25 protein-coding genes and 1 rRNA gene are annotated in these 23,580 nt (G+C 58.3%); 11 read left to right on the forward strand and 15 right to left on the reverse strand.

Annotated features, from left to right (window positions below):
• The first annotated feature begins 216 nt into the window (after positions 1-216).
• Both ACIOZM_RS14005 and ACIOZM_RS14010 read left to right on the forward strand, forming a co-directional pair.
• Positions 217-2,271, forward strand: a complete 2,055-nt coding sequence (locus ACIOZM_RS14005; RefSeq protein WP_401214627.1) for a S9 family peptidase — start codon at positions 217-219, stop codon at positions 2,269-2,271.
• 203 nt (positions 2,272-2,474) lie between these two features.
• Positions 2,475-2,948 carry a cyclic nucleotide-binding domain-containing protein gene (locus tag ACIOZM_RS14010; RefSeq protein WP_401214630.1) on the forward strand — a complete coding sequence of 158 codons (474 nt, stop codon included), beginning with the start codon at positions 2,475-2,477 and terminating at the stop codon, positions 2,946-2,948.
• Here the strand turns inward: ACIOZM_RS14010 and ACIOZM_RS14015 are convergent.
• Positions 2,945-3,229, reverse strand: coding sequence for a hypothetical protein (locus ACIOZM_RS14015; RefSeq protein ID WP_401214631.1), 285 nt, complete (start codon positions 3,227-3,229; stop codon positions 2,945-2,947). The genes ACIOZM_RS14010 and ACIOZM_RS14015 overlap by 4 nt on opposite strands.
• 82 nt (positions 3,230-3,311) lie before the next feature.
• Here ACIOZM_RS14015 and ACIOZM_RS14020 point away from each other — a divergent pair, with 82 nt between their 5' ends.
• The 4 genes from ACIOZM_RS14020 to ACIOZM_RS14035 all read left to right on the forward strand — a co-directional run bounded on the left by ACIOZM_RS14020 (position 3,312) and on the right by ACIOZM_RS14035 (position 5,554).
• Positions 3,312-3,998: a spermidine synthase gene (locus ACIOZM_RS14020; RefSeq protein ID WP_401214632.1), complete on the forward strand. Its 687-nt coding sequence runs from the start codon at positions 3,312-3,314 to the stop codon at positions 3,996-3,998.
• 48 nt (positions 3,999-4,046) lie between these two features.
• Complete coding sequence (locus ACIOZM_RS14025) at positions 4,047-4,418, forward strand: YajD family HNH nuclease (protein ID WP_007911336.1); 372 nt, start codon at positions 4,047-4,049, stop codon at positions 4,416-4,418.
• Positions 4,419-4,625: 207 nt separating this feature from the next.
• Positions 4,626-5,096, forward strand: a complete 471-nt coding sequence (locus ACIOZM_RS14030; RefSeq protein WP_401214634.1) for an RNA methyltransferase — start codon at positions 4,626-4,628, stop codon at positions 5,094-5,096.
• A gap of 80 nt (positions 5,097-5,176) precedes the next feature.
• Positions 5,177-5,554, forward strand: coding sequence for a DUF2892 domain-containing protein (locus tag ACIOZM_RS14035; protein WP_401214637.1), 378 nt, complete (start codon positions 5,177-5,179; stop codon positions 5,552-5,554).
• Between the two features lie 127 nt (positions 5,555-5,681).
• On the opposite strand, the gene ACIOZM_RS14040 is transcribed toward ACIOZM_RS14035, so the two are convergent.
• Both ACIOZM_RS14040 and ACIOZM_RS14045 read right to left on the reverse strand, forming a co-directional pair.
• Positions 5,682-6,911, reverse strand: coding sequence for a hypothetical protein (locus ACIOZM_RS14040; protein WP_401214640.1), 1,230 nt, complete (start codon positions 6,909-6,911; stop codon positions 5,682-5,684).
• 61 nt (positions 6,912-6,972) lie between these two features.
• Entirely contained in the window at positions 6,973-7,422 is a 450-nt protein-coding gene (locus tag ACIOZM_RS14045; protein WP_401214643.1) for a YcgN family cysteine cluster protein, read from the reverse strand.
• Between the two features lie 174 nt (positions 7,423-7,596).
• On the opposite strand from ACIOZM_RS14045, the gene ACIOZM_RS14050 reads away from it, so the two are divergent.
• Positions 7,597-8,190: a nitroreductase family protein gene (locus ACIOZM_RS14050; RefSeq protein ID WP_401214645.1), complete on the forward strand. Its 594-nt coding sequence runs from the start codon at positions 7,597-7,599 to the stop codon at positions 8,188-8,190.
• 181 nt (positions 8,191-8,371) lie between these two features.
• Here the strand turns inward: ACIOZM_RS14050 and ACIOZM_RS14055 are convergent, their stop codons facing one another.
• The 4 genes from ACIOZM_RS14055 to ACIOZM_RS14070 form a co-directional block, all read right to left on the reverse strand.
• Positions 8,372-9,304, reverse strand: coding sequence for a D-2-hydroxyacid dehydrogenase (locus tag ACIOZM_RS14055; protein WP_401214646.1), 933 nt, complete (start codon positions 9,302-9,304; stop codon positions 8,372-8,374).
• A 118-nt stretch (positions 9,305-9,422) separates the two neighbouring features.
• Positions 9,423-9,716 carry a YcgL domain-containing protein gene (locus ACIOZM_RS14060; protein ID WP_401214648.1) on the reverse strand — a complete coding sequence of 98 codons (294 nt, stop codon included), beginning with the start codon at positions 9,714-9,716 and terminating at the stop codon, positions 9,423-9,425.
• Positions 9,713-10,846 (reverse strand): ribonuclease D, encoded by a 1,134-nt coding sequence (gene rnd / locus ACIOZM_RS14065; RefSeq protein WP_401214651.1) that lies wholly within the window; start codon positions 10,844-10,846, stop codon positions 9,713-9,715. Before rnd ends, ACIOZM_RS14060 begins: the two co-directional genes overlap by 4 nt.
• A 162-nt stretch (positions 10,847-11,008) precedes the next feature.
• Positions 11,009-12,658, reverse strand: a complete 1,650-nt coding sequence (locus ACIOZM_RS14070; RefSeq protein ID WP_401214653.1) for a phosphoethanolamine transferase — start codon at positions 12,656-12,658, stop codon at positions 11,009-11,011.
• Between the two features lie 374 nt (positions 12,659-13,032).
• Between ACIOZM_RS14070 and ACIOZM_RS14075 the strand changes: the two genes are divergently transcribed.
• Entirely contained in the window at positions 13,033-14,217 is a 1,185-nt protein-coding gene (locus tag ACIOZM_RS14075) for a cyanate transporter (protein WP_401214656.1), read from the forward strand.
• Between the two features lie 212 nt (positions 14,218-14,429).
• Positions 14,430-15,365 carry a LysR substrate-binding domain-containing protein gene (locus ACIOZM_RS14080; RefSeq protein WP_401214659.1) on the forward strand — a complete coding sequence of 312 codons (936 nt, stop codon included), beginning with the start codon at positions 14,430-14,432 and terminating at the stop codon, positions 15,363-15,365.
• A gap of 3 nt (positions 15,366-15,368) precedes the next feature.
• Here the strand turns inward: ACIOZM_RS14080 and ACIOZM_RS14085 are convergent, their stop codons facing one another.
• The 7 genes from ACIOZM_RS14085 to ACIOZM_RS14115 all read right to left on the reverse strand — a co-directional run bounded on the left by ACIOZM_RS14085 (position 15,369) and on the right by ACIOZM_RS14115 (position 22,279).
• The gene (locus ACIOZM_RS14085) at positions 15,369-15,734 is read right to left on the reverse strand and encodes a 5-carboxymethyl-2-hydroxymuconate Delta-isomerase (RefSeq protein WP_401214662.1); all 366 of its coding nucleotides are present in this window, start codon (positions 15,732-15,734) and stop codon (positions 15,369-15,371) included.
• Between the two features lie 54 nt (positions 15,735-15,788).
• A complete protein-coding gene (locus ACIOZM_RS14090; protein ID WP_401214665.1) occupies positions 15,789-16,997 on the reverse strand; it encodes a low temperature requirement protein A in 1,209 nt (402 codons plus the stop codon).
• A 95-nt stretch (positions 16,998-17,092) separates the two neighbouring features.
• A complete protein-coding gene (locus ACIOZM_RS14095; RefSeq protein WP_401214668.1) occupies positions 17,093-18,013 on the reverse strand; it encodes a LysR substrate-binding domain-containing protein in 921 nt (306 codons plus the stop codon).
• Between the two features lie 101 nt (positions 18,014-18,114).
• Positions 18,115-20,220: a DUF6311 domain-containing protein gene (locus tag ACIOZM_RS14100; protein WP_401214671.1), complete on the reverse strand. Its 2,106-nt coding sequence runs from the start codon at positions 20,218-20,220 to the stop codon at positions 18,115-18,117.
• On the reverse strand, positions 20,217-20,603 hold the full coding sequence (locus ACIOZM_RS14105; RefSeq protein ID WP_401214673.1) for a GtrA family protein: 387 nt from the start codon (positions 20,601-20,603) through the stop codon (positions 20,217-20,219). Before ACIOZM_RS14105 ends, ACIOZM_RS14100 begins: the two co-directional genes overlap by 4 nt.
• On the reverse strand, positions 20,600-21,310 hold the full coding sequence (locus tag ACIOZM_RS14110) for a class I SAM-dependent methyltransferase (RefSeq protein ID WP_401214676.1): 711 nt from the start codon (positions 21,308-21,310) through the stop codon (positions 20,600-20,602). The genes ACIOZM_RS14105 and ACIOZM_RS14110 overlap by 4 nt, the downstream gene beginning before the upstream one ends.
• 3 nt (positions 21,311-21,313) lie before the next feature.
• Entirely contained in the window at positions 21,314-22,279 is a 966-nt protein-coding gene (locus ACIOZM_RS14115; protein ID WP_401214678.1) for a glycosyltransferase family 2 protein, read from the reverse strand.
• A 277-nt stretch (positions 22,280-22,556) separates the two neighbouring features.
• On the opposite strand from ACIOZM_RS14115, the gene ACIOZM_RS14120 reads away from it, so the two are divergent.
• A complete protein-coding gene (locus ACIOZM_RS14120) occupies positions 22,557-22,748 on the forward strand; it encodes a YegP family protein (RefSeq protein ID WP_401214680.1) in 192 nt (63 codons plus the stop codon).
• 150 nt (positions 22,749-22,898) lie between these two features.
• Positions 22,899-23,105, forward strand: a complete 207-nt coding sequence (locus ACIOZM_RS14125) for a hypothetical protein (RefSeq protein WP_401214683.1) — start codon at positions 22,899-22,901, stop codon at positions 23,103-23,105.
• 169 nt (positions 23,106-23,274) lie between these two features.
• On the opposite strand, the gene rrf is transcribed toward ACIOZM_RS14125, so the two are convergent.
• Positions 23,275-23,390, reverse strand: a 5S ribosomal RNA gene (rrf, locus tag ACIOZM_RS14130).
• Between the last annotated feature and the right edge of the window lie 190 nt (positions 23,391-23,580).

Raw genomic sequence — 23,580 nt, forward strand, 5'->3', positions numbered from 1 at the left:
GCAAAGAGGCGCTTATAGTAACGACTTTTCGCACGTCAGGCTTGTCCCAATAGACACACGACCTGTGGGAGCCAGCCTGCTGGCGATGAGGCCGGTACATTCAACATTCATGTTGTCTGCCAGACCGCCATCGCGAGCAGGCTCACTCCTACCCGTTATGCGGCGCCATCCCAGACTTGCGATAACCCTATTTCCGATATTGCCCGAGAGCCTTCCATGCCCGTATCCGCCAACGTCACCAGCGCCCCGATTGCCCACAAGGCAGACGGTGCCGACCCGTATGCCTGGCTGCAGGAACGCGACACCGACGCGGTGCTCGATTACCTCAAGGCCGAAAACGCCTGGCAGGAAGCGCAAACCGCCGATCAGGCCGAATTGCGCGAAACCCTGTTCGAAGAGATCAAGGGCCGGATTCTCGAAACCGATCTGTCCCTGCCCTCGCCATGGGGCCCGCATCTGTATTACACGCGCACCACGGCCGGTGATGAATATGCCCGCCATTACCGCTGCCCGCGTCCGGCCGACGACAGCCTGACCCTCGACGAAAGCCGCGAACAACTGCTGCTCGACCCGAACGCACTGGCCAATGGCGGCTTTTTCTCGCTCGGCGCGTTCAGCATCAGTCCCGACCACCAGCGTCTGGCCTACAGCGTCGATGCCTCGGGCGATGAGATTTACACGCTGTTCGTCAAGGAGCTTTCCAACGACAAGGTCAGCGAACTGGAGTTCGAGGACTGCGACGGCAGCATGACCTGGGCCAACGACAGCCTGACTCTGTTCTTCGGCGAACTCGACGATACCCACCGTCCGCACAAACTGTTTCGCTATCGCCTCGACGGCACTGTCGCCGAAGAGGTGTTCCATGAGCCGGACGGTCGCTTCTTCCTGCATTGCTACCGCGCCAGTTCCGAACAGCAGTTGCTGCTATCGCTGGGCAGCAAGACCACCAGCGAAGTCTGGGCGCTGGACGCCAATCAACCGCACCTGCCGTTCACTTGTATGGCGCCGCGGGTCGAGGATCACGAATACGACGTTGATCACGGTGTACTTGATGGCGCGTGGACGTGGTTCATCCGCACCAACCGCGACGGCATCAACTTCGCGCTGTATCAAGCGCCGGACACAGGTGTCGCGCCGAGCGAAGCGGACTGGCAGAACCTGATCCCGCACAGCGATACCGTGATGCTCGACGGCGTGAGTCTGAATGTTGAAGCCATGACCTTGAGCCTGCGCGAGGGCGGCCTGCCGGTCATCGAAGTTCACCCACAAGGTCTGGCGCCTTATCGCGTGCAATTGCCGGACGCGGCCTACAGCCTTTATGTACAAAACAGCCTGGAATTCGAAAGCGACCGCATTCGTCTGCGCTATGAGGCGTTGAACCGTCCAGCCCAGGTGCGCCAACTGATTCTCGCCACTGGCGAGCAGACCGTGCTCAAGGAAACCCCGGTACTCGGCCCGTTCGACGCCGACGCCTATGTCAGCCAGCGCCTGTGGGCCACCGCGCCGGACGGCACGCAGGTGCCGATCAGTCTGGTGATGAAACGCGAAATGCTCGGCAAACCGGTGCCGCTGTATCTGTATGGCTACGGCGCTTACGGCTCCAGCCTCGACCCGTGGTTTTCCCACGCACGCCTGAGCCTGCTGGATCGCGGGATGGCCTTCGCCATCGCCCACGTGCGTGGCGGCGGTGAATTGGGTGAGGCGTGGTATCGCGCCGGTAAACAGGAACACAAGCAGAACACCTTCAGCGACTTCATCGCCTGCGCCGAGTTCTTGATCCTCAACGGCATCACCACCGCTGAACAACTGGCGATCAGCGGCGGCAGTGCTGGCGGCTTGTTGATTGGCGCAGTCCTCAACCAACGCCCGGAGCTGTTCCGCGTGGCGATTGCCGAGGTGCCGTTCGTCGATGTGCTCAACACCATGCTCGACCCGGAACTGCCGCTGACCGTCACCGAATACGACGAGTGGGGCAATCCTGAAGAGCCAGAGGTGTATGAACGGATCAAGGCCTATGCGCCGTACGAAAACGTCGCCGCGCAGGCATATCCCGCGATGCTGGTGATCGCCGGCTACAACGACAGCCGCGTGCAATATTGGGAAGCGGCCAAGTGGGTGGCGAAACTGCGCACGACCAAAACCGACAACAATCCGCTGCTGCTCAAGACTGAACTCGGTGCAGGCCACGGCGGAATGAGCGGGCGTTATCAGGGATTACGTGACGTAGCGCTCGAATACGCATTTGTTTTCAAGGTTTTGGGGCTGGCCTGAGGAACTCCGTCGGTCACTTGGGTCTTAATTCCAGACCCCAGTAGTCGATACACCACAGATCCACTGTAGGAGTGAGCCTGCTCGCGATAGCGGTGTGTCAGTCACTGGTGATGTGAATGACAGATGGCTATCGCGAGCAGGCTCACTCCTACAGGGGACTGCGTAGTGCCTGAAAACCGTGACAACAGAATAAGACCGTCGACATGTCAGAACCGACCTTCCTGAACAACGAAATCCGCGACTGGCTGATGGACTGTGGCCTGTTCGATCAATTGCAACTGGCGGACTTCGCCGCCGCCTCCGGCTATTTCAGCATCAGCACCGTGGCTGAAGGCGAGGCGATTTTCCGTGAGGGTGATGCCGGCAGCTTCATGTGCATCATCCACACCGGTCAGGTTGCCGTGCAGAAAACCGGCAGCGACGGCCAGCTCATCACCATGGCCACCCTGCGCAGCGGTCGCGCGTTCGGCGAAATGGCCGTGCTCGATGGCGAACGGCGTTCGGCGACTTGCATCGCAGCGAGCAACTGCCAGTTGCTCAATCTGGGCAAGGATTCGCTGGAAAAAATGCTCAACGACGCGCCGAAGATTGCCGCCAAGATCATCCGCGCCCTCGCCGTCTCGCTGTCCAGGCGCCTGCGCATGGCTGACGGCCAACTGGCGGCGCAACAGATCTAGCCTCCCGGTGATTTGACCTTGGGTTCGTTCTGTTCGATGCCCGGCACCGGTTGATCCTTGCCTGGCGGGCTGGGCATTTCAATCGGCACCAGCGGCGGGCTGCCACTGCCGCTGCCGGCCTTGGGCACGCTGATCGGCGTGATCTGCGGATAGGGTGTCGGTGTTGCGGTGCCGGGCGAACCGGGCTGCGGCGTCGGGCTGACCGGAATGGTCTGCTGCGCCTGCACTGCAGTAATCGAGAGCGCGGCCAGGGCAATGACCGTTAGAATGGTGCGCTTCATCAAGGGCTCCGTTAGGCCTTAGTCTGCGCTCAGGCTACTCCCAACGGCGTCGGCTTGCATTTCCCCTCTTACCGAGATTTTCATGAAACGTTTCGTTCTGCTCGACACCACTCCGATTCCTGAAGGCGGCGGTGCCCTGTGCCTGTTCGAATATGGCGAGGATTTTGTCATCAAGATCCAGGGCGGCGACGGCGGACAGCTGATGAACACGCGCATGCATGGCTCCGAAGATGCACTGGCCGAGATCCCTTGCCGCAAGGTCGCCGGGCGCCCGGCCTCACGGGTTTTGATCGGTGGACTGGGCATGGGCTTCACTCTGGCTTCCGCGCTCAAGCACTTGGGCAAAACTGCCGAAGTGGTGGTCGCCGAACTGGTGCCTGGCGTGGTCGAGTGGAACCGTGGCCCGCTCGGTGAGAAGTCCGGCCGACCGTTGCTCGATCCGCGCACGGTGATCCGCATGGAAGATGTCGCCAACGTCCTGCAAAGCGAGCCGAACGGCTTCGACGCGATCATGCTCGACGTCGACAACGGCCCCGAAGGCCTGACCCAGAAGGCCAACAGCTGGCTGTATTCGGCCGGCGGACTCAGCGCCTGCGCCAAGGCCCTGCGCCCCAAAGGTGTGCTGGCGGTATGGTCGGCCAGCGCTGACCGGCAGTTTTCCGACAAATTGAAGAAGGCCGGTTTCAAGGCTGAGGAAGTGCAGGTCTTCGCCCACGGCAACAAGGGCACGCGCCACACAATCTGGATTGCCGAGAAGCTCAAGGGCTGAGCTAAACTCTGAACATAACCGTCATTAGTCTTTTACAAAGGTGAACCCATGAGTTCGTCCACCCCGACCAACACCTCGAAGCTGGATCGTATCCTCGCCGATAACCAGCGCGACAAGGAAATGGGCTACCGCGACAAGGCCCTGAAGATGTACCCGCACGTTTGCGGACGCTGCACCCGTGAGTTTTCCGGCAAGCGCCTGAGCGAGTTGACCGTGCACCACCGCGATCACAACCACGACAACAACCCGCAGGACGGCTCTAACTGGGAGCTGTTGTGCCTGTATTGCCACGACAACGAACACTCGCGCTACACCGATCAGCAGTACTTCAGCGAAGGCTCGCTGAGCACGCCGAAAATCGCCAAGGCGACGCACAACCCGTTTGCCGCGCTGGCCGGGTTGATGAAGAAAGAAGACTGAAGATCTTCAGCGCCTGAGCTGGCCTCATCGCTGGCAAGCCAGCTCCCACAGTGATTTCGGTCGTACGCAAATATTGTGTATTGCAGAGAACCTGTGGGAGCTGGCTTGCCAGCGATGGCGTCGCATCAGGCACCACAAATCTTGAATCTGCCCGCCCTCCGCCAATCCCCGTATAATCGCCCTCTTTTTCCCGAAGGCACCCCGCTCGTGGCAGACAAACGGTACAGCTGCATTGGTTTGTATAACCCCAAATCACCCGAGAACGTCGGTTCGGTGATGCGCGCCGCTGGCTGTTATGGCGTGTCCACCGTGTTCTACACCGGCAAGCGTTATGACCGCGCCGCCGACTTCGTCACCGACACCAAGCGTGTGCATTACGACATTCCGCTGATCGGCATCGATGACCTGAAAAAGATCCTGCCGCTCAATTGCGTTCCGGTCGCAGTGGAGCTGGTCGAGGGCGCCCGTCCGCTGCCGGAATACACCCACCCGGACCGTGCGCTGTACATCTTCGGCCCGGAAGACGGCTCACTGGATCAGGAAATCCGCGACTGGTGTGAAGACGTCGTGTACATCCCGACCACCGGTTGCATGAACCTCGCAGCGACGGTCAACGTCGTGCTCTACGACCGTATGGCCAAAGGCTTGAATACCCGCTCCGGGCCGAAATTTCGCTAAACGTCGCACATTCGATGGAACAAGCTGACCGCCCCGGCAGTCAGCTTATCTATCTATTACACGTTGCCTGGAGACAAGTCATGACCGAACTCAAACGCGTCCAACGTATTGAATCCACCCCGTTCGACAGCCCTTCGGAGCAGAACGTGCAGGGCTGGGAACGCATCGGCTCGCTGACCGGCGGTGTAATCATGGTCGGCAAGGGCCTGCGCCGTGGCGGGGTGTTCGGGCTGATTCAAGTGGCCATTGGCGGCGTGGCGATGGCGCGCGGGATTACCGGGCACAGTTCGGTGAAAAGCCTGCTGGAGAAAAGCCGTCAGGACATGAACAACGTGCGGGCGAAGATCGAGCGCGCCGGTGAAGAGCTGAGCAAGCTGAAGGCCAATGCCGAGGCGGCGACCAAGACCGCGACGGTGACCGGGAATGATTCGGTGAAATCTCCGAAAGCCGGGGTTTGATCCTGAAGTTGCTGTGAGGCTGATGGCCTCATCGCTGGCAAGCCAGCTCCCACAAGTTCAGGGGGTGTCACAGATTATGTGTATACCCAAAAACCCTGTGGGAGCTGGCTTGCCAGCGATGGCGGTGTTACTGCAGTAACGCGCTATCGAGGACTTTGGAGGACTCGCCGATGATGCTCTCGGCCAGTTGCACAAACTCCTTGGTGCTGACCTTGCCCAGATGCATCGCCCCACGCAGCACATCATCCAGCGAACGCTTGTTGCGTGTCTTCAGGCGAATCTCGCGATCCAGTTCCTGCAACATCACCACTGCTTTCGACACCTGCGCCGGACTGATTCGCGCGCCGCGCAGGGTCGTGACTTTCTGGCTGTCTTTGATCAGTTTCGCCTGCAAGCTCTGATAGCGCTCATCGCTCATGCCACCAGCGCGGCGCACCAGTTCAATCGCGTAGAACTCGGCAAAACCTTCGCTGATCCAGTCGCTGCGCTGCTCGTCGTTGATCCGCCCGAAAACCTGCGCCAGCTCACGCACCAGCGGGCTGCTGCCGCTTTCGGTGACCAGTGGCATCCGCGTATTCAGATAGATCGATTCATGCGCGCCCAGACTGCCGCGCCACATCGGGTCATTGGCGCCGACGATCAACAACTTGCCCGGGTGCCGAGGATAGACCGCTTGCACCTGAGGCCAGATGAATGTCAGCAACGTCAGCACATCCATTCGCCGCATGCCCTGCCCTTGCGGCGAGGCCACGGTGACTTCGGTTTCACCCAGACGCGTACGGCGGCTGCCGAGATGGCCGGCGAGCATCCACCCGGTCGGGCGGTCGAACAAGCGTGATGGATTATCGATGCGGAATTTGTTCTTGCCGATTCTCGGCCAGGCGGTTTCGACGCTTTTCCAGCCGTCGGGCAACTCGAATTGCAGGCGAGAGACCAGTTCGACGCCATCCTGCTGATCCAGTTTGGCGGGCGGCACCAGTTCATCACCGCGCATCAAAGCCCAGCTCGGGGTCATGCGCGTGTCGAAGCTGCCGCTCTTGCGCCCGTGGCTGATGCGCACACGGTAAGTCAGACTGGCCTTGTCGCTCGTCGGGCGCCATACGCCGCGTGCCTGTTTACCTGGCGTCAACTGCCACTGGCCGTCGGCCTTGAAGTCGCTGTAATAACTGCCGTCGCCGAGATCGAAATCGAGACTGCGCACCGCTTCGCCCTTGGCCAGGGTCAGGCGCACTTCGGCCTGATCGCTTTGCGGCAACAGGCGCACGTGATAATCCAGATCGACCTTCTTCGCCGCCCAGACCGGCGCACTCAGCGTCAACAGTCCAGCCATCAGCGCCCGCTGCAATCCCACAGCCATACACACTCCTTGCTCACACCGGGGTTATCGGGAGCAAGCTCCCTCGCTACAGGTCAATCAATTAACCGGCGCGGAAAATCAGATGTTCTTCCCAGTCATCTTCCGGCACGCTGCCTTCGGCGAGCATGCGCCCGGACTGGGAAATCCGTTCGTGGTGCACCGCGTCGCGGTCGCCGCACACCAAGTGATGCCACAACGGCAGATCCTTGCCTTCGCTGACCAGGCGATAACCGCAGGTCGGCGGCAGCCATTTGAACTCTTCGGCCTGCCCCGGGGTGAGCTGGATGCAGTCCGGGACAAACTTGATGCGGTTCGGGTAGTCGCTGCACTGGCAGGTTTTCAGGTCCAGCAGTTTGCAGGCGATCCGCGTGTAATAGACGCTGTTGTCTTCTTCATCTTCGAGTTTTTGCAGGCAGCACAGACCACATCCGTCGCACAGCGATTCCCACTCCTCCAGATCCAGTTGATCGAGGGTTTTGCGTTTCCAGAACGGTTCGACTTTTGCGGCCATGGCTCAAGCATCAACATCAGGTGGTGAAAAGGCCGCCAGTCTAGTGCCCCAAGCCTTGTGGGCCAAGCGCTGGCGACTGCCGGTTGCGCGGGGCTTGTGAGTTTTCAGGCTGGCGCGTAGTTTTGCCTGTCTCTCTGACCCCGGTTTTTACTTAACGTAGCAAGGAATCTCTTGATGAGTGCCAACCCTCGCGTTGCCGAATACGCCATTCACCCGCAGTTCACTGATCGCTGGTCGCCGCGCGCCTTCACCGGCGAAGCAATCCCGCAAGAGACCCTGCTGAGCTTTTTCGAAGCCGCGCGCTGGGCGCCGTCGGCCTATAACTCGCAGCCATGGCGTTTCCTCTACGCGCGTCGCGATACGCCGAACTGGGAGCGTTATCTGGGCCTGCTCAACGAGTTCAACCGTAGCTGGGCACAACACGCTTCGGCACTGGTGATCGTGATTTCGAAAACCACCTTCACCGCCCCGGGCGCCAGCGAAGAAACCCCGGCGCTGTGGCACACCTTCGACACCGGTTCGGCGTGGGGCCATCTGGCGCTGCAAGCGAGCATCAGCGGCTGGCACACCCACGGCATGGCCGGATTCGATCAGGAACTGACCCGCAAGGAGCTGAATATTCCGCAAGGTTATGCGCTGCACGCGGCGGTTGCGGTGGGCAAACTGGGTGACAAGGCGACCTTGGCTGATTACCTGCAAGCCCGTGAAGAACCGAGCCCGCGCCGTCCGCTGAGCGAACTGGCGGCCGAGGGTGATTTCACCCTTTAAGAAGCAAAAGATCGCAGCCTTCAGCACCTCCGACGGGTGGCTGCGGCAACGCAAAACCCACTGTGGGAGCTAGCCTGCTAGCGATGGGGTGTGTCGGCCAACATCATTGTTGTCAGACACCCCGCGATCGCCAGCAGGCTGGCTCCCACAGTTTTTTGTGCAACATTCAGCTAAGCGCTACTCAGTAGCCGCGATTGAAATCCACTTCTCCGCGCATTGCCTCACTCGCCTGATATGCCCGCAGGTTCTCGATGAACAGCTGCACCATCAACGATGGCGAAGTCGGCGCCGAACTGTGACCGGTCAGCAGTAATCCCCAGGCGGTCCAGAACGGATGACGTTGCGGCAACGGCTCCTGGCGGCAGACGTCGATCACCGCGCCCGCCAGATGACCTTCCTTGAGCGCTTCAACAAGATCCGCATCGACCACCGCCACGCCGCGTCCGACGTTGATGAACAACCCGGTCGGCTTGAACTGCTTGAACAGCGCCGCGTCGTACACATCGTGAGTGTGTTCAGTGTTCGGCAGCAAATTGACCACGTAATCCACTTCGCCAACCAAGCGTGGCAGATCCGCCATCGATCCGACTTCGACAAACGGCGCCTGCTCACGAGCACTGCTGGCAATACCGTACAACTCGACGCCGAACGGCAGCAGGAACTGCGCCACGCTCTGGCCGATGTCGCCGGTACCGACGATCAAGACCTTGCGCCCGACCAGACTCTGGCCGGTGCGGTTGTCCCACTTGCGCTCGACCTGGCTGACCAGTCGCGCCAGCACTTCGCGCTCGTGGCCGAGCATATAAGTCAGGACATATTCGGCCATCACCTGACCGAAGATCCCCACCGCCCGGGTCAAGCGATAATCGCGACGCAGGCCGTCAGCCAGCAGCGGCGTGATCCCGGCCCAGGTCGATTGCAGCCATTGCGGCTGGTGACCCTGTCGCAACAGAGTCGCCAGCAAATCCGGCTGCCCCAGCCACACCGGGCAATCGGCAGCCTGACGGGCCAGTTCGGCGGAGTCGCCGCTGGTCAATATTTCAAGTTCGGGTGCAACCTGACGCAGTAGTCGGGCGTACACCGCGTGGTCGTGTTCAGCAATCAGAACGCGCATCTTCAAACCTTTCGCAAACCGTGCAGACCACCGCCGAAGGAGGCTTGCTCCTTCATGGCGGTCGTCGCCGTAAAATCAGTTCCAGGGTGACAAAAGGCCCAGAACAGGGCCTCGTGGATCAGACCGGGTCGTTGCGTCGCAGCAACTCTTCGGGCAAGTGCTCGATGTACTCGTCCTCGGCCGGCGGCATTTGCAGGTGGTAGCCCTGCTTGTCGAGGTTTTCCAGGACAACGACGATGTCTTCGCTGGCCAGTTTGCGCTCGGGAGTCAGCACCAGACTGAAGGTGAATATGGCTTTGCCGAAAGCCGCCATCAACCCCTCGGGCACGCGTTCCAATTCATCACTTTTGAGCACATAGAGGTACATGCCTTTGCGTTTCGAACTTTGGTAAATGGAGCAAATACGTTTCAAGGCTGTTCTCCGGCGGTGGCCAGGCTGTCGAGCAGCATCTGGCCCATCAACTCGCGGCGCCAGCCACGCAGCGATTCAGGCAATTGGTAAGGACCCTCGGGATAGCCGCTTTTGACCAGCGCTTCGAGGGTTTTCTTGCGTAGCATCAGTTCCGGCGCGACGTCCAGACGCTCGGCTTCGGCCTGGCCGAGTGCGCGCAGCTGTTTGATCAGCGTCGCCGCTTCGATCGGCAATGGCTCCGCCACGGCTGGCGGCCATTGATCAGGCCCCACACTGCCAGAGCGCTTGATCAGATCAAGCAGAAACTCGCCGTCCTGACGCACGGTACGCGGGTGCATGTCTTCGATCTTCGCCAACGCACCGAGGTTGTCCGGTTGCGTGCGGGCCAGCGGCCACAGCGAATGCTCACGCACAATGCGGTTGCGCGGCAGGTCACGGGCGCGGGCTTCGCGCTCACGCCAGGCACACAGTTCACGCAGCACGGCCAGTTGCGCACGGGACAGTTTCCACGCCAGCTTGGCCTCGCGGTACACCTCGTACGGGTCGGTTTCGCGGCGCAGGTTGGCGACGAGTTCGGCGCCATCCTCCAGTACCCAGTTGAATTTGTCGTCAGACAGTTTCGGTCGCAGCTGTACGAAAACTTCCGCCAGATGCACGGCATCTTCGGCGGCGTAGCTGATTTGCGTATCGGACAACGGGCGCTGCAACCAGTCGGAGCGGGTTTCGCCCTTCGGCAGCTCGATGCCGAGCACTGCCTGCACCAGACGCGAATAGCCCATCGAGAAACCGAGGTTCAGATAAGCCGCGCCCAATTGGGTGTCGAACATCGGCGCCGGTAGGCTGCCGGTCAGGCGCAGCAGGACTTCGAGGTCTTCGCTGCACGCGTGCAGGACTTTCAGCACCGCCGGGTTTTCCAGCAATGCCGCCAGCGGTTGCCAGGCGTTGATGGTCAGAGGGTCGATCAGGTAGGCGCGCTTGCCGTCACCGACCTGCAACAGACCGGCAATCGGGTAGAAGGTGTCGACCCGCATGAATTCGGTATCGAGGGCAACGAAAGGCAACTGCTGCCACTCGGCGCAAAACTGCGCGAGGCTATCGTTGTCGCGAATCCAGTGAATATCGATGGCCACACGGCTCTCCCTTGAAGAATGGCGCGCAGTATATATCGCCACTGGCGATTTACGCGCCTGCGAAGGGCAAGAGCTGTAACGAAATGTCCTGCCAAACAACAAGAATAGTCTGACAGCGCAAATAGACAGGCCCGTCGTGTCAGCACGACGGGCGCGGACGGCTCACTTCCTGGCCAGGACCCCATCGATCACCGCACCGCGGCAACCGGCAAACATGTCCAGATCCGGCTGGTAGACCTTGCTCTGCACTTCCAGCAGGCCGAGCATCGAGTGGAACAGGTTGTCCTGGCTCAACGGCTTGTCGCGGCTCAGTTGCAGGCAATGGGTATCGACCGAATAGGCCTTTTGATAGTTATCGGAGAACCACGCCAGCATCGCTACATGCTTTTGTTGTTCTGGCGCCAGCATGTAAGGCGTGCCATGCAGGAACAGGTTGTACTCGCCCAATGATTCGCCGTGATCGGACAGGTACAACATGGCGGTATCGACTTTGTCCTGATTGCTGCGCAGCAGATCGATCAGGCTCGATAACACATGGTCGGCATACACCAGCGTGTTGTCGTAACCGTTGACGATACTTTCCCGGCTGCAATTGTTCAGTGCATTGCTCTCGCACACCGGAGTGAAGTGCTCGTATTCCTTTGGGTAGCGTTTGAAGTAGTCCGGGCCGTGACTGCCCATCGGGTGCAGTACCAGCACGGTGTCCTTGTCCAGATGATCGATAAAGCTCTGCAAGCCTTGCAGGAGGATTTCGTCGCGGCATTCGCTGTTGGCGCACAGGGCCGGGTCTTTCAGGTTGCTGACGTCTTGCAGCGTGACCCGATCGCAGGTGCCTTTGCAGCCGGACTGGTTGTCGCGCCAGATCACATCGAGACCGGCGCGTTTGAGTACGTCCAGCAGCCCTTCTTCGTTCTTGGCCTTGCTGGCGTCGTAATTCTTGCGGCCCATATTGGAGAACATGCACGGCACCGATACAGCGGTTTCAGTGCCGCAAGAGTGCACATCGGTGAACGCAATCAGGCCTGCTTCTTTGCTCAGTTTCGGCGTGGTGTCACGGTCATATCCGAGGATGCCGAAGTTCTCGGCACGGGCACTTTCGCCCACAACCAAGACGGTCAGGGATTTGCGCGGTTGATTCTGCACCGACGGATTACGCTGGGCGTCTTCACCGATCTTGACGAATGGCTGGCGGGAGGAAACCACTTGCTCATGGAAATAACCGACAGAGGCGCCAATGTAATTGCTCGGCACCAGCATCAAGCGCAATTCATGGTGATTGCGAAACAACGAGGACAAGCCTTGGTAATTGACCATTGCCACGCCACCGATAACGGCAACCGACGCCACAGTGACCAATGACTTACTTAACAATTCACGATGCCAGCGACGATAGTTGATCGGTGTTTTCCACAATAGCCAAGACGGCAGAACACCCAACAACACAATATAAACAAGTAACTTCAGCGACAGCAGATCACGCACTTCTGTCACATTGGTTTCGGCGAAGTTGCGCAACATGCCTGCATCAATCAACGCGCCATATTGACTCATGAAATAAGCCACACCGGCGCTGATCAGAAACATCAGTGTCAACAGCGGTTTCAGCAGCGGGCGGAAAGCCAGCAGGGTCAGCACAATGTTGAAGGCGGCGAAGATCATCACCCCGAAAGCCACACGCATGGCGATGCCTGCGCCGTCCCCAGCAGTGATCTCGAACAGGTGTTGCCAGAGAACGAAATTGAAGCCGAATAAAAGAAAGGCACTGGCGATCAACGTCACCCATTCCGGGCGCACGGCTTTTAACTTCAACATGGTGTAAGGCTATTCCTGAAAAGAAACGCCCTGAGCAACCGGAAAGATCCAATTGTGAAAATTTCATTGTTCAGGACGACGGAAACTTTAAGCAGGCAACCATCAATTTTTTGTGAAAAATAAGATAACGATTAGTTGGACCGGTAAATCTATCCGAAAGATTGTGAATCGCGTCCCTGTAGGAGTGAGCCTGCTCGCGATGACGGCTTCAGCTTCAACATTATTGTTGACTGAAAGACCGCTATCGCGAGCAGGCTCACTCCTACAGGGGATCAGGGTGATATTTGGTTTTTAAATACTGCTCGGGATTTTCTGATTTGCCCACCTACGCGGGCGCGCGCCTAATCGGCAGCCTTTCGCTCAAAGGTCTGACGATGCAAAACCCTCGTACCACCGCCCGCCCCGCCGTCTGGCTGATGCTCGGCATCATTCTCGTCGCTCTTAATCTGCGTCCATCGATGGCTGCCATCGGGCCGTTACTGTCGGCCATTCGCGGCGACATTCCGCTGAGTTTCAGCATCGCTTCGCTGCTGACCATGCTGCCGGTCATGGCCATGGGGCTGGCGATGTTTTTTGGTATCGGGATCAGTCAGCGGCTAGGCGAACAGCGCACGGTGGTGCTGTCGTTGCTGATAATTGGCGTGGCGACATTGTCGAGGCTGTTTCTCGATTCGGCAGCCGAGTTGATTTTCAGCGCCATTCTCGCCGGCGTCGGCATTGCACTGATTCAGGCGTTGATGCCGGTGCTGATCAAGTCGCGGTTTCCCAACCATGTGGCGCTGTGCATGGGCCTGTATGTCACGTCGATCATGGCCGGTGCAGCCATTGCCGCGTCGTTTGCGCCGCTGGTGATGGTCAGCACCGGGAGTTGGCGTATCGGCCTGGCGATCTGGGCCGCGCTGGCACTTATCGCGCTGCTGCTTTGGTGGTTACAGCCATCGACTGCACCCGTCATTGCGAATATCCCGGTAAAGAAAGAATCCTTCTTGCGCAATTCCCGCGCCTGGTTACTCGCGATCTTCTTCGGTCTGGGCACGGCGTCCTACACCTGTGTGCTCGCCTGGCTGGCACCGTATTACGTTGAACAGGGCTGGAGCGAACAACATGCCGGTCTGCTGTTGGGGTTTCTGACTGCGATGGAGGTAATTTCCGGTCTGGTGACGCCAGCCATCGCCAATCGCAGCCGCGACCGGCGCAAAGTGCTGATGGTCTTGCTCGGTCTGATCATTGCCGGCTTCTGCGGCCTGATCCTCAGTCCGCAACATTTGAGTTTGCTCTGGCCGTGCCTGTTGGGACTAGGTATCGGCGGGTTGTTCCCAATGAGCCTGATCGTCTCTCTCGATCATCTGGACAATCCACAGCGCGCCGGTGGCCTGACTGCGTTCGTGCAAGGCATCGGCTACTTGATAGCAGGGCTTTCACCGCTGCTGGCCGGGGTTATCCGCGATCGATTGGGCAGCTTCGAATGGGCCTGGTGGTCGCTGACGGCGGTGATGGTCTTGATGTTGCTGATGGTGCTGCGTTTTGATCCTCGGCACTATGCCCGCCACATCAATTGAACGCTCGCTCCCACAGGAATTCACCGCCAGTGCTAAAGGCTTCTGGCCATCTTTTGCCGGTTTATTTGCCTGCGTCGTGTTGCTAAAACTTTCTGTCCCACAACTGACATTGAAATGTCCTACAGGGCTTTGTCCTGGCACCATCGTTCCGTTAGGATCGTTCGCACACGTTTGCGCGGATTCAGCGCAAGGAGCACAGCGAGACGGAACGGATGCTGAACAGTAACTTGCTTAGAAAGCTCGACATGCAGGATCTCATGGTGTTTATCGCCGTGTATGAGCAAAGCAGCGTCACCGATGTATCGGAGGCACTGTTCGTCAGCCAGTCCACCGTCAGTTACTGCCTGAAAAAACTGCGCACCAGTTTTGAAGACGAGTTGTTCATCAACACCCGCACCGGCATGCGTCCGACCTACAAGGCCAGCAGCATGTATGTCCATGTGCAGAAGATTCTCGAAAGCATCAACCTGTGCCACGCCGGTGCCCCGACCTTCGACCCGACCCAGCAACCGGTAACGTTCAACATCTGCGCGCCGGAATATTTCGAGCAACTGGTGCTGCCGCGTCTGTTGAAGCGTTTCGACTTCGATGATTTGCCGGTAATGGTCAACATGCACAAATTCGAAACCGACGTCCCGGCAGAAGAACTGCGCGACGGCAGTCTCGATCTGGTGATCTGTTTCGGCCCCAACTTCCACCGTAATCACACGGATCTGAAATCACGCATGCTGCTGGAGGACGATCTGGTCTGCGTCTTCGACAAACGCGCCACACCGCTGGAACCGCGTCTGAGCCTGCAATCCTTCACCGAACGGAGGCATGTGTTTCCGACGCCCTGGACGTCCACCACCAACATGGTCGATGGCTGGCTCGCCCGGCAGGCACAGAAACGTCAGATCGTCGCTCGCTCCAACAGCTACAGTGCAGCGCTGAAGATGATCACCGGCACCGACTTCATCCTCACCTTGCCGCGGCGTATCCAGCGCTTGCTGACCAAGGAAGCCGTGTTCAATCACTGTGAGGCGCCGAACGGTCTGCCGGGATTCACCCTCGACATGCAGTGGAGCCAGAACGCCGATCAGGACAGCGCCAATGTCTGGCTGCGCGAACAAGTGATCAAGGCCTGCGGTGAGCTGGAAGCGGCCTGAGTCTTACACGCTGATGGCGGTTTTGGTGTAGGACTCGCGGTCGATGTCGAGCAGTTCGACACACAACTGCACGTCGATATCGGCCGGCCATTCGCACAGGTCTTGCACGACCGCCAACAGGCTTTCCGAGAGTTGCTTCTTGATCTGCGGCGAGCGCCCGCTGAGCAGTGCGAGTTTCACATGCACAAAAGCGCGTTCGCCCATGGCCGTGCCGACCTTGAAGGTTTCAATCTTCACCGCGCGGCTCTTGATGTCGTATTCCGCGGCGAACTGACCGGAAGCCACCAGTGTGTTGTTGAGCCGGATCAGCGCCACGTCGGCATTAAGTTGCGGCAGGTTGGCGGTGTATTCCATGTGCAGGTGTGGCATGAGCGGGACTCCCGAAGTTCGGTGCAAAGGTCGTACATCTTACACAGCGCTGCCCTACTCTCCTGCGGCTTTTTCCGATGCCACCGGCAGTGAAGTCTGACGCAGCGCCAGGGTTTCCCACAGTGCAACCAGCAGCACAATCGTCGTGGTCAGCGCGCCCAATAGCAGCGCCGAGAACCCGTGTTTCAATGCCAACGGCAACAGCAGCGTCAGCAAACCGATGCCAACCAGATGAGACAAGGGTGGCCATGACCGGTCGGACATCACCCATTTGAACAGCGCATTGCCCAGCAGAAATATCCAAGGGCCGCCGATGATCACAATGATCCCGGCGTCGCTGGCGTGATCCGGGTGTGTGAGAACCAATTCATCGGCTACGGCGCTGACAATCACCCCGGCAACAATCAGCACGTGCAAATAGGTGTAGGCGATTCGCGCCTGGCGGCCAGGATCGGTGGAATGAGCGATGCGGTGGTGCGCCCGTTCGGCACCGCTGTCGAAATACACCCACCACATACCGATGCTGCCGAGTACCGACACCAGAAATGCCAAAAGCGCGCTGGAGCTCAGCGTCAGTTCAGCGAACGTCGCCCCGGTCACCAGCAGCGACTCGCCCAAGGCAATGATCACGAACAGCCCGCAACGCTCGGCCATGTGATTGCCTTCGACGTTCCAGTCGCTCAGGGTCGAGCGCCCGAGGCCCGGTACCCAGAAGTACAGCGACGGTGAAATCAGCTCAATCAGCAACGCCAGTGCCCAGCACCGCAGGCGCTGTTCACCCTCGACCAACGCCCCGCCGATCCAGAATACTGCGGAAACCATCAACCAGACGAGGATGCGCTGGAAATTGCGGGTCATGGCCAGTGGCTCGCGGCGCACCGCCCAGATTGCGAACAGCGTGCGGCCAACCTGCATGAACACAAATGCCGAAGCGAACATCAACCCGCGCTCAGTGAATGCTTCGGGAATCGATGACGACAGCAGCAGGCCGGCAATCATCAGTCCGAACAGCCCCAGACGCACCGGCAGTGTTTCCGGGTCAAGCCAGTTGGTGATCCACGAGGTGAAGATCCACACCCACCACACCGCGATCATCAACAGCGCGACCTGCACCGCGCCGAGAATCGACAAGTGCGCGAGCAAGGTGTGCGATAACTGGGTCACGGCGAACACGAAGACCAGATCGAAAAACAGCTCGACCATGCCGACCTTGCCGCTGTCGTGACTGCCGCGCCCACGCAGCAACGAACGGGAAATGCTCATGGGAGGGCCTCCGACGGGGTTATAGCTATTGAGCAAAGCAGGCAGACATCATCCCGGCAAGTTGAGCCCAATTCCCTGTGTGTTATGTGGTGCTTTTATGGGGAGGTGGGAGGTCGCTCGCTCATGAATGTTTCCAGTCGCGAGCGCAACCAGCGCTCCGCCGGGTCGCTGTCGACATGACTGAGCCAGACCATCGACAAGTCCAGGGTCGGGGTCTTGAACGGGAACGGTTCCTTAAACAACAGCCCGGACGCCGCCATCGCCTCGGCGGTGTAATCCGGCAGGCTGGCGATCATGTCGGTACCGGCCAACAACGCCGGCAAAGCGCTGTACTGCGGCACCGACAACACTACATGGCGAGTACGTCCGAGTTCCGCCAGCCACTCATCTGCGAACCCGCTGACGTTGGCCGTGTGCGAAACAAGTACGTGGGGACGCGAGCAATATTCATCGAGAGACAGCGGCGTGTCCGAGACATCGGCGCGCAGGATGCTCGGCTGAATGTGCCGCAGCAATTTACGTTTGGCATTGGCCGGCAGGCCCCGGGTTTGACTGATACCGACGGTGATGTCGCCGGAGGCCAGCAGATCGGGAATTCGCCAGTAATCGACATGCTGCACCACAAACACCACGCTCGGCGCTTCCTGACGCAGGGCGCGTAACAACGGCGGAAGCAGACCGAACTCGACATCATCGGACAAGCCGATGCGAAAGCTCATGGTGCTGACGGCTGGGTCGAAATCGCGGGTCAGGCTCAACGCTACCGACAGCGAGTCCAATGCCGGCGATAGATGCCGGAAAATATCTTCGGCGCGGGCGGTCGGTTCCATACGATGGCCGACGCGGATGAACAGCGGATCGTTGAGCATCGTACGCAGACGATTGAGCGCCGAACTGATGGTCGGCTGGCCGAGAAACAGCTTCTCCGCCGCCCGGGTCACATTGCGTTCGAGCATCAAGGTTTCGAATACAACCATGAGGTTGATGTCGGCCTTGCGAAGTTCATTTCGATTCATCCATTGCTCCCCGATCCCCAGACTGGAGGGCAGTGTAGAAAGGCCCGAGCACAACGTCTACGGGCCGCTCTACAGACTAAAGCCGCAGACGCTGTGTTTGCTCAGTTAACGGTCAGCGCCTGTAGTCCCATCGCCAGTTTGCGCGAGTCTCTGCCCATGCCAAGTTCTCCCGGGCTGATCGCATTGGCGTATTTGAATTGAATACGCATTACGCCCTGACGCTCAACCAACTGCTGCACATCGGCAGGCAATTCGATATTGATTCTGTTTTGTTCAGGCTTGACCAGTCGGGTGGACAGTACGCGCACGTCGTTGACAAAAATCTCCAGCGACTGCTCGGTGTGATTAGGCGCAAGCAATGCTGTGGTTTCCAGCAACAATGACCGTACCCGTGAATTTGGTCGTAGAACGATTTGTGACTCGGCCCCCTCCGACCAGGTACCCCAAGGTTCGTTGAGCGACCATCCCTTGCCCAGGTATGCCGCTGCTGGACTGGCTACGTTGAACACCACTCTTTCGCCCTGCTTGAGTTCCGGGATCAATTTCAACGGATCGGAAGCCTCGAGTGGCGGACAGTCCTTGCAGTGTTTCCAGCCCGGAGCCAACACATTAAAACCGTCGATGCGGGTGAGCACATCGCTATCGCGGTGCAAGGACAGAGCGGCCTGGAGTAACGCACGGTCATCGAGCACATACAAAGTGTCAGGCGCGTAATTCCCTGACGCAACCGCGCTGTCGGCTTTGGCCTGCGCCGCATCGACCGCTACTGTACTCACCCGGCCAAGGTAGATGGCATCTGTCCCCAGACGATAAGTGCTCGCATAGTCCGCCAGTGTCATCCAGCGCGGCGAGTAATTCTGTGGGCGAATCCAGCGCACGTTTTGATAATGCTTCGCTGCCTGCTGCCAGAATGGATCTACCAGCGGTGTGTTCCACTTCGGCGCGGGTGAGGTCATGAAAAAACCACGCGATACCGCCCAGCCGGCACGTGTATCCGCCACCTGGATCACCAGAGCGATACTTAACAACAACAACGCCATGCGCGACGGATAACCTCGAATCACGGCATACACGATGACGAACATGGCCATGTACATGGCTGGCCAGATCATCCGACCCGAGCCACGAAATACTGTTGCCACAGCCACCACTGCGTCCGGCAAGGGAATCTGCAACTCGAATGCCCCGATACCGATATTGTTCGAGAACGCGAATATCGCCAGGCATAGGAGCGCCAGTAGTAGCATCGGATATCGGCGGACCTTGGTGCGAAGATCCGTTGCCCCTTGCAACAGAAGCAAAAGCGCGCAGATACCCAGGAAAATCCCCCCCAATCCGAGGAATGCGAAACCGTCGCCGTCGCCCAAGACTCCCGGCATATCACGCAAGGTATACGACCAAACGCCCGGATCAATAAAGGTCAGGACGTTAGCCCGATACAAGCCATACCCCATCAAAGCCAGCCCACTATCACCGACACTGAAATAACCTGCTTGCCAACAGCACAGACTGACCAGCAGGAACAGACCGATGAACTCGCTGAGCGCCCTGCCCGCTGTCAGGCGGCGCTGAAGGGTTTTGGCAGTAAGATCCGCTATCCAGATGAGCGCGACCATCGCCAGCAAATAAGCGTGCACCAGTGCTGTCGCGGCAAGGAGGGCTCCCCAGGCAAGAGTGCGCTTTTGCGTAAAGGGACGCAGGGACAGATAAAGCGCAGCAAGTATCAGAAAATGCCCGGCCAGAGACAAATGCACACCCATTCGGACGATCATTGCCGGGACAAACAAAAAGAGTCCGGCGCCGAGTAATCGCAACGCCACAGACTGAGTGGCCAACCCCATCAGCTTCCAGGCAAACCAGCTCTGCAGGATCATGCATGTCAGCAGCCACAACCCGAGATACTGGAACGGTTCAGGAAGCAGGGCCGAGAACGGTTTGAAGATCAGCGCGAACAGCGGATTGGAGTCCGAAAAGATCACCGCATTGCCCAACTCCAGTCCATAAGACGGATTGAGCCCCAACGGAAAGGTCCATGGTGAATGCCTGAAAAACGCCCAACCCAGGTAATGCGTGGCTGGGTCACCATCGCCCAGCCAGGCGATATTCATCGGGTTCAGGGCGCGAGGGCCGACCACAATGAAAAATGCAATGACTCCCAAAAGAATGGGCAGCAGCGCAGTCGCCCGACGTGATGCGGAAAGCTTCATCGATAGGTCCAGAAGTTGTGCAAGACAAAAGTGAATGCCGGAATCGTCAGCGCTACCGCACCAATCCCCAGCAGATAATGCAATCCGGCCATCTGCGCCGCCCAGGCGACAAACATTGCCAGGAAAAACCCGCACACCGAAACCACCATGAACCGCAGCATGGTTCTGCCATGCAATCGGGCCGAGAAACTCCAGGTGGTATTGATCAGGTAAGACACCACCGTTGCCACGGCAAATGCCACGCCGTTGGCCAAGGGCGGCTGGGGGACTACAGAATTGATGAACAACACCGCGACCAGCGCGTGCAAAGCGGTGACGAACACACCGGTGACAGCGAAGCGCACACCGCGCTGAATCAACGCGGACTTCTCGGCTGACGTCACGGTTTGCGCGCCAAAACAAAAACACTCAACCCGGCCAGACGGTTCATACCCATCAACGGCAGTTCAAGCTTGCAAAGGCCTTTGAGGATTGAATTGACCAACGGGTGATGACGCTTGAGTTGCGATTGCGGCGCCTGAGCTTGCGAGCCTTGGGGCAGCAAACGCAACGCTGCTGCAATCGGAAACACAGCACCGAAATAATACGCACCGCGCTCGACCGTCAAACCGGCGCCATGGGCCAGAGTTTCAAACTGTGCCAGGGTGTAGCGGCGCTTGTGTTCGAGGAAGTCATCGTGACCACTCCAGAGGAACTGGAACGCAGGCACGGTCATCAGAAAACGGCTGCCGGACGGCACTTTATCGACGTAACTCTTGAGCAAACCCAGGTCGTCGTCGACGTGCTCCAGCACATCCATCAGCAGCACCAGATCGGCATCGATGTTTTCAATCCCGCGAAGGTAATGCACCGGTTTGCCGGCAGTGGTTGCCTTTGAATCGGCCGGGTAGCTGATATCGACGCACCACGCTTCACGAGCATCGGTGTGGGTCAGCAGATGATGGGAAAAAAAGCCAGAACCGGCACCCACGTCGAGAATTCGCTTGATCGGCGCATCGCCCAGCAGACGGCGAGTCGCCGCTGCTTTGGAGCAGTAATACCAATGCTCGCCGATGCTGTCGCCGAGGATGTCGGTTTCCTTGAGATCCATGTTTCAGTCCTTGGGGTCGTAGACGCGACGCACGAGAAAAATCGGCCTGCGTTTGGATTCGATATATGTGCGGCCCAGGTACTCGCCGAGCACACCGATGCCGATCAATTGCAGGCCACCGAGAAAGGTTACTGCAACCATCAGCGAGGCGTAACCAGGCATGTCGACCCCATAAATCAGAGTGCGCAGCACGATAAAAATGGCAAACGCAAAGGATACCAACGACACCATTGCCCCCAGGTACGTCCACACCCGTAGTGGCTCGGTACTGAAACTGGTGATGCCTTCCAGCGCGAAATTCCACAACCGCCAGCCGTTGAACTTGCTTTGCCCCGCGACTCGCTCAGGGCGCTCGTAATCCACATGAGTAGTACGAAAACCTACCCAGGCGAACAGGCCTTTCATGAATCGGCGGGATTCGGGCAAGGTCAGCAGGGCATCAACCACGCAGCGATCCATCAGGCGGAAGTCACCCACGTTTTCCGGTAATGGCTGCTCGGCGATTTTGTTGTGCAGGCGATAGAACCAATGGGCAGAGGTCTGTTTGGCCCATGTGTCGCTACGGCGGCTGATGCGATGACCCAGCACCACTTCATAGCCTTCTCGCCATCGTTCGATCATCTGCAGGATGACTTCGGGCGGGTCCTGAAGATCCGCGTCAATCGGCACCACTACCTGGCCTGTGGCGCTGTGCAAACCGGCGGACAGCGCCGCCTCTTTGCCGAAGTTTCGGCTGAGGTCGACGATGCGCAACCGCGAATCGAGCTGCTGGTGTTCAAGCAGGCGCGCAAGCGTCGTATCAGTGCTGCCATCGTTGACGAACACTAACTCGAGGTTGATCAACGCTTGATGCTGGAAGACTTCATCAATGCGCAGGAGAAACTTGTCGAGACTGTCCTCCTCGTTAAAAACGGGGACAACCAGCGATACCGTCACCTGTCCGGCCTGTTGCATTCCGTGCTCAGTCAAGAGAGTGCTCTTTTTATAGTGATTGTCGGTCGCCGAGAGATTCTCGACGCCATGAGCCGTCACGTATTAAGCAGTAGCGTCGAGAGTGATGCAAGGGTGAAACGGTGACGTTTTGGCCAAACCGAAGGCCGATCCTCACGCTCTAGCCCGCACCTTGCAGAAACATCCGCCTACGATTGGAAACAAATGCCTGGTAGCCAAATAACCCTGCTCCGCTAGGCTTGCGTCGATGCCTCACGCAGGCTGTCGCAATAACCCCATCGCATGGAGCGAACTGATGTATTTCGAAATTTACAGGCAATCCAAAGGCACTCCGAACACTGGAAAAGGACAATGGCGCTGGAGACTGCGTGCGGGGAACCACGAGACGATTGCCAGCGGGGAGTCGTATGTGAACAAGTCCGATTGCTTGCATGTGATCGAGTTGATCAAAGCGGTACAGGGAGAGACGCCGATCAAGGAAATTTAAGCGTGTGAATCAATACAGGCCGCATCCTACAGCCCCTTCCTTTTTCATCCGAATGACTGGCGAGCATTGGCTTCCCCCCTAAGCTCACCAGCGTATGGGGCAATTCTGCCCTGTTTCGCTACATCATTCGTTGTCAAAAGGAGCTGCACAATGGCTAGAGACAAAGCGAAAGACGATAAGCACTTCAACTGCACCCAAGCACACGAAGCTGATTATGTTGCCGGCCTCTATCCTCATGCCAAGGATGAAGTGAAAAACTTCCTCGCCACGGCCTGCAAGGACAAGTCTCTGCACAACTCGACGCACAAGGATGTTTACGAGCTGATCAAACGCAAGCTAGGGCATTCACAGCCGTGAGTGCTTGAATGTGGGATTGATGTAGATCCTGAAGAAACGTAAAAGCCCCACAGGTGCAAAACTGTGGGGCTTTTCCATGTGAAGAATAGAAGCCTGGCAACTGCCAGGAACTTTCTCGCAGGCAAAACAAAACCCCAACTGCTTTCGCAATTGGGGTTTCGGAATTTAATCTTGACGATGACCTACTCTCACATGGGGAAACCCCACACTACCATCGGCGATGCATCGTTTCACTACTGAGTTCGGGATGGGATCAGGTGGTTCCAACGCTCTATGGTCGTCAAGAAATTCGGGTACTGACTCGGGACCAGATGGCCTCGCTTCAGCAAATTGGGTATGTGATAGCTTTCGGTGTTTTGCAAGATCGAACTTTCGGTTCATTTCGTCTTCACACACCGCAATCTGGCCTTTCGACGCAAATTGCTTGGGTGTTATATGGTCAAGCCTCACGGGCAATTAGTATTGGTTAGCTCAA

Origin of the sequence: Pseudomonas sp. NPDC087346 (genome assembly GCF_044744235.1) — a bacterium.
Classification (GTDB): domain Bacteria; phylum Pseudomonadota; class Gammaproteobacteria; order Pseudomonadales; family Pseudomonadaceae; genus Aquipseudomonas.

Excerpts from the sequence above, each read along its gene's own strand:
- ACIOZM_RS14015 (WP_401214631.1), bottom strand. The coding sequence starts at position 3,229 with ATGAAGCGCACCATTCTAACGGTCATTGCCCTGGCCGCGCTCTCGATT.
- ACIOZM_RS14020 (WP_401214632.1), top strand. The coding sequence starts at position 3,312 with ATGAAACGTTTCGTTCTGCTCGACACCACTCCGATTCCTGAAGGCGGC.
- ACIOZM_RS14085 (WP_401214662.1), bottom strand. The coding sequence starts at position 15,734 with ATGCCACACCTGCACATGGAATACACCGCCAACCTGCCGCAACTTAAT.
- ACIOZM_RS14025 (WP_007911336.1), top strand. The coding sequence starts at position 4,047 with ATGAGTTCGTCCACCCCGACCAACACCTCGAAGCTGGATCGTATCCTC.
- ACIOZM_RS14050 (WP_401214645.1), top strand. The coding sequence starts at position 7,597 with ATGAGTGCCAACCCTCGCGTTGCCGAATACGCCATTCACCCGCAGTTC.
- ACIOZM_RS14095 (WP_401214668.1), bottom strand. The coding sequence starts at position 18,013 with ATGAATCGAAATGAACTTCGCAAGGCCGACATCAACCTCATGGTTGTA.
- ACIOZM_RS14045 (WP_401214643.1), bottom strand. The coding sequence starts at position 7,422 with ATGGCCGCAAAAGTCGAACCGTTCTGGAAACGCAAAACCCTCGATCAA.
- ACIOZM_RS14075 (WP_401214656.1), top strand. The coding sequence starts at position 13,033 with ATGCAAAACCCTCGTACCACCGCCCGCCCCGCCGTCTGGCTGATGCTC.
- ACIOZM_RS14125 (WP_401214683.1), top strand. The coding sequence starts at position 22,899 with ATGGCTAGAGACAAAGCGAAAGACGATAAGCACTTCAACTGCACCCAA.
- ACIOZM_RS14040 (WP_401214640.1), bottom strand. The coding sequence starts at position 6,911 with ATGGCTGTGGGATTGCAGCGGGCGCTGATGGCTGGACTGTTGACGCTG.
- ACIOZM_RS14080 (WP_401214659.1), top strand. The coding sequence starts at position 14,430 with ATGCTGAACAGTAACTTGCTTAGAAAGCTCGACATGCAGGATCTCATG.
- ACIOZM_RS14035 (WP_401214637.1), top strand. The coding sequence starts at position 5,177 with ATGACCGAACTCAAACGCGTCCAACGTATTGAATCCACCCCGTTCGAC.
- ACIOZM_RS14010 (WP_401214630.1), top strand. The coding sequence starts at position 2,475 with ATGTCAGAACCGACCTTCCTGAACAACGAAATCCGCGACTGGCTGATG.
- ACIOZM_RS14100 (WP_401214671.1), bottom strand. The coding sequence starts at position 20,220 with ATGAAGCTTTCCGCATCACGTCGGGCGACTGCGCTGCTGCCCATTCTT.
- ACIOZM_RS14055 (WP_401214646.1), bottom strand. The coding sequence starts at position 9,304 with ATGCGCGTTCTGATTGCTGAACACGACCACGCGGTGTACGCCCGACTA.
- ACIOZM_RS14070 (WP_401214653.1), bottom strand. The coding sequence starts at position 12,658 with ATGTTGAAGTTAAAAGCCGTGCGCCCGGAATGGGTGACGTTGATCGCC.
- ACIOZM_RS14090 (WP_401214665.1), bottom strand. The coding sequence starts at position 16,997 with ATGAGCATTTCCCGTTCGTTGCTGCGTGGGCGCGGCAGTCACGACAGC.
- ACIOZM_RS14120 (WP_401214680.1), top strand. The coding sequence starts at position 22,557 with ATGTATTTCGAAATTTACAGGCAATCCAAAGGCACTCCGAACACTGGA.
- ACIOZM_RS14110 (WP_401214676.1), bottom strand. The coding sequence starts at position 21,310 with ATGGATCTCAAGGAAACCGACATCCTCGGCGACAGCATCGGCGAGCAT.
- ACIOZM_RS14005 (WP_401214627.1), top strand. The coding sequence starts at position 217 with ATGCCCGTATCCGCCAACGTCACCAGCGCCCCGATTGCCCACAAGGCA.